The sequence below is a fragment of the Mesorhizobium sp. genome (assembly GCF_024509055.1).
GTDB lineage: Bacteria > Pseudomonadota > Alphaproteobacteria > Rhizobiales > Rhizobiaceae > Mesorhizobium.
The window spans coordinates 17,883-28,583 of record NZ_JANINM010000363.1 but is presented as its reverse complement, the minus strand read 5'-3'; the positions used below and the strand labels follow the sequence as shown (position 1 = coordinate 28,583).

9 protein-coding genes are annotated in these 10,701 nt (G+C 64.4%); 1 reads left to right on the top strand and 8 read right to left on the bottom strand.

What is annotated here, in order from left to right:
• Positions 1–1,342, bottom strand: a 1,342-nt coding sequence (locus Q0L57_RS15750; RefSeq protein WP_296744077.1) for an ABC transporter substrate-binding protein, incomplete at its 3' end; no start/stop codon positions are given.
• Between the two features lie 361 nt (positions 1,343–1,703).
• On the opposite strand from Q0L57_RS15750, the gene Q0L57_RS15745 reads away from it, so the two are divergent.
• A complete protein-coding gene (locus Q0L57_RS15745) occupies positions 1,704–2,726 on the top strand; it encodes a substrate-binding domain-containing protein (protein ID WP_296744076.1) in 1,023 nt (340 codons plus the stop codon).
• 30 nt (positions 2,727–2,756) lie between these two features.
• Here the strand turns inward: Q0L57_RS15745 and Q0L57_RS15740 are convergent, their stop codons facing one another.
• The 7 genes from Q0L57_RS15740 to Q0L57_RS15710 form a co-directional block, all read right to left on the bottom strand.
• Positions 2,757–4,214 carry a S8 family serine peptidase gene (locus tag Q0L57_RS15740; protein ID WP_296744075.1) on the bottom strand — a complete coding sequence of 486 codons (1,458 nt, stop codon included), beginning with the start codon at positions 4,212–4,214 and terminating at the stop codon, positions 2,757–2,759.
• A complete protein-coding gene (locus Q0L57_RS15735; RefSeq protein WP_296744074.1) occupies positions 4,204–4,872 on the bottom strand; it encodes an anti-sigma factor in 669 nt (222 codons plus the stop codon). The genes Q0L57_RS15740 and Q0L57_RS15735 overlap by 11 nt, the downstream gene beginning before the upstream one ends.
• Positions 4,869–5,435 (bottom strand): sigma-70 family RNA polymerase sigma factor, encoded by a 567-nt coding sequence (locus tag Q0L57_RS15730; RefSeq protein WP_296744073.1) that lies wholly within the window; start codon positions 5,433–5,435, stop codon positions 4,869–4,871. Before Q0L57_RS15730 ends, Q0L57_RS15735 begins: the two co-directional genes overlap by 4 nt.
• A 155-nt stretch (positions 5,436–5,590) precedes the next feature.
• Complete coding sequence (locus Q0L57_RS15725; protein ID WP_296744072.1) at positions 5,591–6,430, bottom strand: alkaline phosphatase family protein; 840 nt, start codon at positions 6,428–6,430, stop codon at positions 5,591–5,593.
• 83 nt (positions 6,431–6,513) lie between these two features.
• The gene (locus tag Q0L57_RS15720; RefSeq protein ID WP_296744071.1) at positions 6,514–8,103 is read right to left on the bottom strand and encodes an ABC transporter substrate-binding protein; all 1,590 of its coding nucleotides are present in this window, start codon (positions 8,101–8,103) and stop codon (positions 6,514–6,516) included.
• A 112-nt stretch (positions 8,104–8,215) separates the two neighbouring features.
• Positions 8,216–9,871: an ABC transporter ATP-binding protein gene (locus tag Q0L57_RS15715; protein ID WP_296744070.1), complete on the bottom strand. Its 1,656-nt coding sequence runs from the start codon at positions 9,869–9,871 to the stop codon at positions 8,216–8,218.
• A complete protein-coding gene (locus Q0L57_RS15710; protein ID WP_296744069.1) occupies positions 9,871–10,698 on the bottom strand; it encodes an ABC transporter permease in 828 nt (275 codons plus the stop codon). The genes Q0L57_RS15715 and Q0L57_RS15710 overlap by 1 nt, the downstream gene beginning before the upstream one ends.
• Between the last annotated feature and the right edge of the window lie 3 nt (positions 10,699–10,701).

The following is a 10,701-nucleotide window of genomic DNA, read 5'->3' as shown; positions in this document are numbered from 1 at the left end:
CCCAGCTCTTCTGGATGTCGGCGGCGACATCCTTTGCCGGCTTGCCGCCGACCAGATCGACCATGCCGGTCCAGAAGGAGCCGGCGCCGATCTTGCCGGGCATCATGTCGGAGCCATCGAACCGGAAGGTCGTGGCGTTCGCCAGGATTTCGCCCTGCCGCTTGAGCGCGTCGCTGGCGTAGGCGTCCTTGTTGACCGACTTGAAGGGGGTCACGAAGCTGCCCTGGGCCATCCAGAGCTCATGCGCCAGCGGCATTTTGAGGAATTCGATGAAGGCGCGCGCGGCCTTCGAATCCTTGGTGATCATGACCAGCGTGCCGGCGCCTTCCACGGGGGTGCCGAGTTCGGGCTTGGAGGCATAGGGCGGGAACAGGAAGAAATCCGCGTCCTGACCGAGCTTGGTGCCTTCCGGGAAGAAGCTCGGGATGAACGATGCCTGGTGATGCATGTAGCATTTCGGGGGCACCGTGAAGAGCCCTTTCGGACTGTCGCGGAAATCGGTGGCGGCAACGGCCTTGGCGCCGCCATCGACCATTTTGTCGTCCGTCGCGATCTTGGCGAAGATGTCGATGGCGTTGACGACAGCCGGATCGGTGAACGGGATCTCGTTCGTCACCCACTTGTCGTAGACTTCCGGCGGCTGCGTCCTGAGCATGATGTCCTCGACCCAGTCGGTCGCCGGCCAGCCGGTGGCGCCGCCCGAGCCGAGCCCTATGCACCACGGCTTGCCGCCGTCGGCGATGATCTTCTGCTCGAGCGTGGCGAGTTCTTCCTGCGTCTTCGGCACTGTGTAGCCGGCTTCCTTGAAGTTGTCCGGCGAATACCAGATCAGGCCCTTGACGTCGGCCTTGTAGGGAAGCGCGTAGAAGCCGGGCTTGCCGTCCTTGCCCTTGTAGGTGCCGAGCGCGGCCCACGACTTGCCGGCGCCGTAGTTCTCCTCGACCCATTTGCCGGTGTCGTCGCCGAGCGGCGTCAGCAGGCCCTTGGTGGCCAGGTCCTGGATGAGGCCCGGCTGCGGCAAAACGGCGATGTTTGGCGGGCTGCCCGCCTGCGTGTCGATGACGATCTGCTGCTCGTAGTTTTCCGACGAGGAGTATTTGATCTCGACGCCTGTAGCCTCCTGGAAATATTCCAGCACGTTGCGCACGAGCGTCTCGTCCTCGCCGCGCCACGGCCCGAAAATCGACAGCGTCTCGCCCTTGAGGTCGACCTTCTTGAGGTCGTCGTAATTGGCCCAGTGGAAGCGCGGGTCCTCGCCCGGCTTGAACTTCAGTTCGGCTTGCGCCGGCAGGCTAAGAGCGAGCGCAGCGAACGCGGCGCCCAACAGAAGCATCTTCTTCATCGCAATCCTCCCAGTGGTCAAAAACAGTCCGGACGAAACCTCCATTTCGTCCGCCGACGCCCGTGGAACTGTGACTCAGCGAGAAGGCAACCGCAACCTTTCGAAGAGACTTCCAAAGCGCTTTGGCTGTTTCGATCTCGCCATTGAATCGCCTTGAAGTCAAGAGGCTTCTCTTGCTAATCGATTTAAGATTTCGGGAACGCGGCCAAAATGTGCGGCGCAGCATGTTTTTACGGCGTTGCAGCAGCAATTTTCACTTCAAACCGGGCCTGCTCGCCTCTAAGGTCGTCAAAACGTGGCGTCGCACCAGTCGTCATCGGATCGATTCAAATTGAAAGCGCTTTGAGGACGGAGGCTTCCGATGAACCTCAAACAACTCTCTGACATGCTGGCGCTCTCGCAGACCACGGTGAGCCGGGCGCTCAACGGTTATCCGGAGGTCAACGAAGAGACCAGGCGGCGGGTGATGGACGCCGCCAAGCGCCATGGCTACCGTCCCAATCCCAGCGCGCGCCGGCTCGCCACCGGCAAGTCCGGGATGATCGGCTATGTGCTGCCCACCGGCAATGCCGTCGACATCGACCCGCATTTCGTCGAGTTCCTTTCCGGTCTCGGCGATTATGCGCGCTCGCACGATCTCGACCTTGTGCTCTCGCCGGCCGATGCTGACGATCAGGAGACGACCTACCGGCGCATCGTCGCCAATCGGCAGGTCGACGCCGTCTACATTTCCTCGCCGCGTCCGTCCGACCGGCGGCTGGCGCTGGTCAACACGCTCGGCATCCCCTTTATCGTCCACGGCCGCAGCGAGGGGCTCGACTTCGACTATCCCTACCTCGATATCGACAACGAGGGCGCCTTCCATGAGGCCGGCAGGTTGCTCGTCCAACTCGGCCACAAGCGGCTGGCGCTGATCAATGGCGACGACCGCGAGACTTTCGCCATCCACCGCGAACGCGGCGTGCGCCGGGCGCTGGCCGCGAGCGGCCTGGCGCTCGGCGAACGGCACGTCTGTTCGCTGACCATGACCGAGGAGAACGGCTACCGTGCTGCTCGCCGCCTGCTCGAACAGGACGCGCCGCCGACGGCTATCGTCTGCTCCAGTTTGATCATGGCGTTGGGCGTGGTGCGCGCGGTCCGCGACCTTGGTCTCACCATCCCGGGCGACCTGTCGCTGGTCGCCCATGACGACGTCTTTCCCTGGCTGCGGCCGGAGAATTTTCCCGTGCCGCTGTCGACGACCCGCTCGTCGATCCGCCTTGCCGGGGCGCGCGTCGCCGAGCGGCTCGCCGCGCGCATTTCCGGATTGGAGGAAGGGACGAGAGGTGAGGTCTGGCCGGTCGATCTGGTGGTGAGAGGGTCGGTCGCCGGCGCGCCGGCATAGCGTGGCTGTTTCTTGTTCTCGGCCTGAAGCCTATTCCTTCACCGCCTCGGCAGCCTTGGTGTCTAGCAGCCCATAGCCGAAATCATCGTTGCGCCCCTTGTGGCCGAGGTCCTTGGCTGTGGTCGCCAGCGCCTTCTCCACCCAGTCGGCTGTGCGCGCCGGCTGGCTGTGAAGCAAATTGGCGATTGCGCCGCTGACGATCGCCGCCGCGAACGAAGTGCCCGTCACGACGTCCGAACCCGCGCCGCTCGGCGCCACCATCTCCACGCCCGGCGCGGAGATGAAGACGTAGGGGCCGCGGTTCGCCTGCGGCATCAGCTGGTCCTTCGCGTCGGTGGCGGTCACCGCGATGACGCTGTCGAACGCTGCCGGATAGCCATAGGGCGCTTTCGGTCCATTGTTGCCGGCGGCGGCCACCAGCACGATGCCCAGCGCCCGCGCGTTTCGGCAGGCGGTGTCGAGCAGGTCATTCTTCGGTCCGACGAAGCTCATGTTGATGATGCGCACATCCTGGCTCGCCGCCCAGTCGAGTGCCGCCAGGATGACGTCCATGGTCGACTTGCCGCCTTCGAAGGCGCGCGCGTGATAGATCCTGGCGCCCGGCGCCATGCCTTCCAGCGGATTGACCCCGGCGATCAGCCCGTCGACCGAGGTGCCATGGTCGCGTTTTACGATCGGCACGTTCGGCATGGCGTCGAACTGGTCGGCGATCACCCCCGCCAGCGCCGGATTGGAGTCATCGATGCCGGTGTCGATGACGGCGATCCGCACATTCTCTCCGCTCGCCTGCTTGGGGTCGAGCGTGATGTGGTCGAAAGCGTAGTTTACCACCGCTCCAGCCTGCTGCAGCGAATAGACGTGGTTGGGCTCGCGCCGCTGCGTGCGGCCGTCGGCGGCAAGCTGCGCCAGCACCACGCCGACCGGCCGGCCATCCGGGATGCCGAAGCGCACCAAAGTGGCGCCGAGCAGCCGCGATTGCCGTTGCGAGCGCACCTGAAGGCCGAAAGAGGTAGCGATCTGCTGCACCGCTCCGGCGTCGCCGGCAACCGTCACCAGCACCTCGTCGGGCACGAATTCGCCGGAAACCGCACGCGGCGGCTCGGCAAGGTTGAGCCCGGTCCGCGGCGTGACGGGTCCGCCCGATGGTGGCGCAGGCGGTGGAGGAGGGTTGGCTGGGCCGTTCGATGCCGACCCTCCGCTCGACGATGCCGGCGTCGCTGCCGCGGGCTGTGCCGGCGGGTTCGGGAACAGGTCTACGATCAGTGCCGGCATGAACACGGCGCCGCCGCCGGCACCGGCTGTGCCAGGCTTCCCGCCGTTGTTACCGCCATTCTCCTTGCCGCAATCGGCGCCGGCGGCCGTCGTACGGTTCAGGCAGTCGATCTGCTTTTGCGTCAGGCTGGGATCATTGGTCTGCGCGAAAGAAGGCGCGGCGACCGTGGCCGCCGCGAGGATTGCCGCATGAAGAATGACCGCCTTAGCCGCCATCGATCGGTTTCCTTCCCTGGATCACAGCATCAGCAAAAGGCTGGGCGGCAATAAGGCCGACGAGCTTGTCATAATCGGCTGCGGAGCTCGCCGGTATCGTCAGGTGGAACACGCCATCGGCCGTCGGCCCGCTGGCGATTTTCAGTCCGTTCTGGCCAAGAAAGGCGGTGATGTCCGACATCTTCGCATCCGGCTTGAACTTGACCAGCACGAAGGGCAGCTTTGCCAGGTCGTCTTCCTGTCCGGCCACCTCGAAGTCATTGCCCTTGCCGCCCGGCTGATGGAACGATTGCACCACGACCAGCGCGAGCAGGGCAGCCGCCGCTGCCCAGGCGACGCCGGCGGGCATCGCCGTCAAGCGGCCCAATGTCTTGGACAGCCACGACTGGCCGGCAGGAGTGCGCACCGGACCGGCCTCGGCGTCGAGCGCCCTGGCGAAGCGGGAGAGCGCATCGGCGGGCGGGCGGATCGCCTCGTTTGCGGCTGCCGTGCCGGAGAATTCGGCTTCCGCCTCGCCCAGCGCGGCCATCGCCGCCGGGTCGGACGCCAGCCATTCCTCGACGGCCTCCAATTCGGCGCCTTCCAGCGAGCCGTTCAGGTAGAACGCCAGCAGCATTTCCATCTCGTCGCGGCGTGACATCTTTTCAGCGGCGCTCATGGCCACCCCCTGTCGTAACCGGCGGCCTTGAGGGCCTCGCCGAGCTTCTTGCGGGCGTAGAACATCCTGGTCTTTACGGTCGCCACCGGGATGCCTAGCACCTCGCCGATCTCGCTCACCGACTGTCCATGGTAATAGGCCAGGTCTATCACCGTGCGGTGCTCTTCCGGCAAGGCATCGACAAAACGGCGCAAGGCAGCGGCCTTGTCCTCCTTCATGGTTACGACTTCAGGCGTGTCGGCGCTGTCGGGGACCTGTGCCGCATCGTCGTCGTCGATCCACTCTTCCTTCTTCTTGCGCAGCGATGACAGCGCCTTGAAGCGGGCTATGCCAAGCAGCCATGTCGAGACTTCAGAGCGGCCCTCGAAGCCGGGCGCTTGGCGCCACAGCTCGAGAAAGACCTCATTGGTGATATCGTCGGCCATCATCTCCGATCCCGTCTGGCGCGCCACGAAGCGGTAGATCCGCGCGTGGTGACGCATGAACAGGAGCCGCACGGCGGCCCGGTCGCCCTTCGCGACCCGGTCGACAAGCGCGCGATCGGTTTCCGTCGCCGCGGTCATGGCCGGTCGAGCCGCCTGGCTCCTCGTGGCTGTGTCGCTGATCGGGCCAAAAAGGTTCACCCTCCGCCGAATTTTCGGAGGCTAACCGAAGATAGGGGGTGTTGCCAGAGGTGCGCCTTTTCCTTCTCCCACAAGGGGGAGAAGGGCTAGGCGCCTCACACCAAAAACGCCTTCGCCTTCATCGTCTCGGGGATCTCAACGCCGAGCCGGCTCAGTACCGTCGGCGCCAGTTGCAACTGGTCGAGCAGCGTGTCGGCTTCGGGCCCTTTGGCCGGCCCGAAATAATAGAGCGCGAAATCCTGCATCTCATCATCATGCCCGCCGTGATGGCCGCGGTCGGTCTGGCCATGGTCGGCTGTGACGATCACCTCATAGCCGGCGGCGCGCCATTGCGGCAGGAAGGCCGCGAGCATGCCGTCCATGGCGTAGCAGGCATAATCCATCTCGTGGCAGTCATGGCCGAAGCGATGGCCCATCGAATCCAGCGTGCAGGTGTGCAGGATGCCGTAGTCGATGCCATGGCGTTTCGTCAGCATCGTCAGCGTCGCGAACAGGTCGATGTCGCTGGGCGTCATCTGGTTCTTGAGATTGTAGCCGGTCATGGTGTGGAAACGGCCATGCGTGATTGGACCGCCCGGCTCGTCGAACTCCATGTCCTCGACCAGGTCGAACGGGTAGGAGCGGAAGAATTCCGACCAGTAGGAATGGGTGACCGCACCTGTCTTGCCACCGGCCTTGCTGGCCTCGGAGAAGATATCGGGCTGCGTGACGCGGAACCGGTTCTCGTTGGACAGGATACCATGCACCTGCGGCGTGACCCCGGTGTGGATCGAGGCGTAGCAGCAAGCAGATGTCGACGGCAGCACCGAACGCATCCGCCAGACCTGCGCCTCGCCGGATTGCGCCCAGCCCTCCAGATTGCCCATCAGCCGGCGCCAGTTCCGATAGGGGACGCCATCGAGGACGATGAGCAACAGTTTGGATTTGAGCGCCACGGAGAGTTTCCTGTGATTGTTCGTCAAACGGAAGCGCCGCGTGCCAGGCGACACGCGGCGCTCCCTAGAGAATTAGCCTGATATCAGGCGTTCAGCCAGCATTCGCCGAGCGCGTAGCCGTCCATCATCTCGCCATTGGGGTTCTTCACCCAGCCGCTGACCTTCTTGGTGTTGGCGGCGTCGATGAACTGGTTGAAGAACGGCACGATGAGGCCGCCCTCGTCGCGCATCAGCATCGCCATGTCGCGGTAGATCGCCCTGCGCTTGGCCTGATCGAGCTCGGCGCGCGCCGTGTAGAGCATCTTGTCGAATTCAGGCTTCTTGAAGCGGGTGTCGTTCCAGTCGGCGGTCGAGACGTAGCCGGTGGAATACATCTGGTCCTGCGTCGGACGCCCGCCCCAGTAGGAGAGCGAGAAGGGCTGCTTGTTCCAGACTTCCGACCAGTAGCCGTCGCCCGGCTCGCGCTTGATCTCGATCTTGATGCCGGCCTTGGCGCAGGACTGCTGGTAGAGCTGGGCGGCGTCGACCGCGCCGGGGAAGGCGACGTCGGACGTGCGCAGCAGGATCGAGCCGCTATGGCCCGACTTCTTGTAGGCGGCGGCCGCCTTTTCCGGGTCGAACTTGCGCTGCTCGATGTCGGACGAGAACAGCGGGTAGGCTTCGTTGATCGGGAAGTCGTTGCCCACCGAGCCATAGCCGCGCAGGATCTTTTCCAGCATCTCCTCGCGGTCCATCGCGAGCTTCAGCGCCATCCTGAGGTCGTTGTTGTCGAACGGCGCGGTATTGCAGAACATGTTGAACGGATAGTAGCCGCGGCCGGACACGTTCTCGATGCTGACGCCCGGGATGCGCTTCACCAGGTCCACGACCTTGGGTTCGACGCGGTTGATGAGGTGCACCTGTCCGCCCTGCAGGGCGGCGAGCCGTGCCGTGGCGTCGTTGATGACGACGATCTCGATCTGGTCGGCGTGGCCGGCCTTGTCGCCGCGCCAGTAATTGGCGAAGCGCTCGCCGCCGTGGCGCACGCCCGGCTGGTTGACGGTGACCTTGTAGGGGCCGGCGCTGATGCCGGCATTCGGATTGTCCTTGCCGCCGTTCGGCTGGATGACGAGGTGGTAGTCGGCCATCAGGTAAGGGAAGTCGGCATCGGCGTCGCCGAGCGTGACGATCACTTCCTTGCCGCTTGCCTTGATGCCTTTGATGTTCTTCAGCACGCCCAGCGCGCCGGACTTCGACTTCTCGTCCGCATGCCGCTCGAGCGTGGCCGCGACGTCTTCGGCGGTGACGGTCTTGCCGTTGTGGAACTCGATGCCGTCGCGCACCTTGATCGTCCAGGTCTTGGCGTCGGCCGCGGCGCCGATCTCCTCGGCGATCAGGTTCTCGACGCCGCCGTCGGGCGTGAGACGGACAAGGAATTCGCCCCATTGCTTGCAGAAGCTGTAGGTGACCTGGCTGAGGTTCAGCGCCGGATCGAGGCTGTTGGTCGATTCGCCGCCCTGCAGGCCGGCCCTGATGATGCCACCCTTTACCGGCGTCGCGGCGAATGCCCTGCCGGCCAGCGTCGTCGCCAACGCCGCCGAGGCGCCAAGCGCCGCGGCCCGGCCGAGGAAATCTCGGCGCGATATCCTGCCCTTGCCGGCAAGCGCGGCGAGATGGTCGAGTTCGTTCTGCATTAACTTCCCCCTTTTCAAAAACAAATTGGCGCGGGCATTGCCGCTCGCGCCATCTTTTCCACCTCGCATTGCAGCCGCATGACATGGCGGCGCTTGTGCAGACTTTCCCTGGCTAGTTGCCCGCGCTTTCCATGCGCCGACCCTTGATCGCTTTCTCCAGCCAGCCGATCTCCATTTCCGGAACCGAGGACAACAAGAGATCCGTGTAGGCGTCGAAGGGCGGCGTCAGCACCTTGCTCTTGGAGCCGTAGCGGACCACCTCGCCGCGATACATCACCGCGATCGAATCGGCGATCGACTTCACCGTCGCGAGGTCGTGGGTGATGAACAGGTAGGCGACTTTCTCATGCTGCTGCAGGTCCAGCAGCAGCTTGAGGATGCCGTGCGCCACCAGCGGATCGAGCGCCGACGTCACCTCGTCGCAGATGATCAGCTTCGGCTTGGCGGCAAGCGATCGGGCGATGCAGACACGCTGCTTCTGGCCGCCCGAAAGCTCGGCCGGATAGCGGTCGATGAAGCCCTTGCCCATCTCGATCTCGTCGAGCAGCTCGGCGACGCGCTTGTCCCGTTCGCGGCCCCGCATGCCGAAATAGAATTCCAGGGGCCGGCCGATGATGGTCCCCACCGTCTGGCGCGGGTTCATCGCCACGTCGGCCATCTGGTAGATCATCTGCAACTGGCGCAGGTCTTCCTTCGGCCGGTCCGAAAGCCGGTTGCCGAGGGTGCGGCCATCGAAGACGACGCTGCCCTGCTCGGGCGGCAGCAGGCCGGTGATGGCGCGCGCCAGCGTCGACTTGCCGGAGCCGCTCTCGCCCACGACGGCGAGCGTCTGGCCCGGAAAGATGTCGACCGAGACATTCTTCAACACCTTGACGTGGCCGCCGCCATAGGCCGCCGTCACGTTCTTCACCGAAAGCATCGGCGCCGTACCGGGGGTCTGCTCCTTGTGCTCGATCTCATGCACGGACACCAGTGCGTTGGTGTATTCCTGGCGCGGCTCCTTGATGATCTGGCGGGTGCCACCCCATTCGACCAGCCGGCCATGGCGCAGCACCATGATCTCGTCCGACACCTGCGCCACCACGGCAAGGTCGTGGGTGATGTACAAGGCCGCCACATGCGTGTCGCGGATGGCGTCCTTGATCGCGGCTAGCACGTCGATCTGCGTCGTCACGTCGAGCGCTGTCGTCGGTTCGTCGAAGACGATCAGGTCCGGCTCCGAGCACAGCGCCATGGCCGTCATCACACGCTGCAGCTGGCCGCCGGAAACCTGGTGCGGGAAACGCTGGCCGATGGTTTCGGGGTTGGGCAGGCTGAGCTTCTTGAACAGCGCCACCGCGCGTTTCTCGGCCTCTGCCCGGGTCGCCGTGCCGTGCAGGAGAGCCGCCTCGACCACCTGGTCCATCAGCCTGTGAGCCGGGTTGAAGGCCGCCGCGGCCGATTGCGCGACATAGCAGACCTCGCGGCCGCGCAGCTTGCGGAAACCCTCCTTGCCGCCTTTCAGTATGTCGCGGCCGTTGAGGATGACCTCACCGCCGGTGATGCGCACGCCGCCGCGGCCATAGCCCATCGACGACAGGCCGATGGTCGATTTGCCGGCGCCGGATTCGCCGATCAGGCCGAGGACCTTGCCCTTTTCCAGCGTCAGCGAGACATCGTGAACGAGTGTGATGGTCTTCGGCGCCTCGCCCGGCGGATAGACCGTCGCTTCGATGCGCAGGTTGCGGATGTCGAGGAGCAGGCCGGATTTCGCTTTGGTATCAGCCATCAGCCACGCCCTCCCTTGAGGCTCGTCGTGCGGTTGAGCACCCAGTCGGCCACTAGGTTGACCGAGATCGCCAGTGCCGCGATCGCGGCTGCCGGGATCAGCGCTGCTGGAATGCCGAACACGATGCCGTCCTTGTTTTCCTTCACCATGCCGCCCCAATCAGCGTCCGGCGGCTGCACGCCGAGGCCGAGGAAGGACAGCGTCGACAAGAACAGCACCGCATAGATGAAGCGCAGGCCAAGCTCCGAGACCAGCGGCGACAGCGCGTTGGGCAGGATCTCGCGGAAAATGATCCAGCCGCTGCCTTCGCCGCGCAGCTTCGCCGCCTCAACATAGTCCATGACGTTGATGTCGATGGCCACCGCGCGCGACAGGCGGTAGACGCGGGTCGAATCAAGGATGCCCATCACCAGGATCAGCGTCACCAGGTTGGACGGCAGCACCGAAAGCACGACCAGAGCCATGATCAGCGTCGGGATCGACATCAGCAGGTCGACGAGACGCGACAGGATCGTGTCGTACCAGCCGCCGAAAACGGCGGCCGAAAAGCCTAGTATGGCGCCGAGCGAGAAGGAAAGCGCCGTCGCCAGCACAGCGATGAACAGCGTGATGCGGGCGCCGTAGATCATTCGCGACAAGAGATCACGGCCGAGATTGTCGGTGCCCAGCCAATGCGCGGAGGACATCACGTCCCAAGGGGTTTCGCTCACAATTTCGGCGTTGCCATAAGGTGCGATCAATGGCGCGAAGACGGCCATCAGCACGAACAGCGTTGTAAGCACGATGCCTACTAACGCCGCGATAGGGATGCGTTTGATATCGAGCATCGA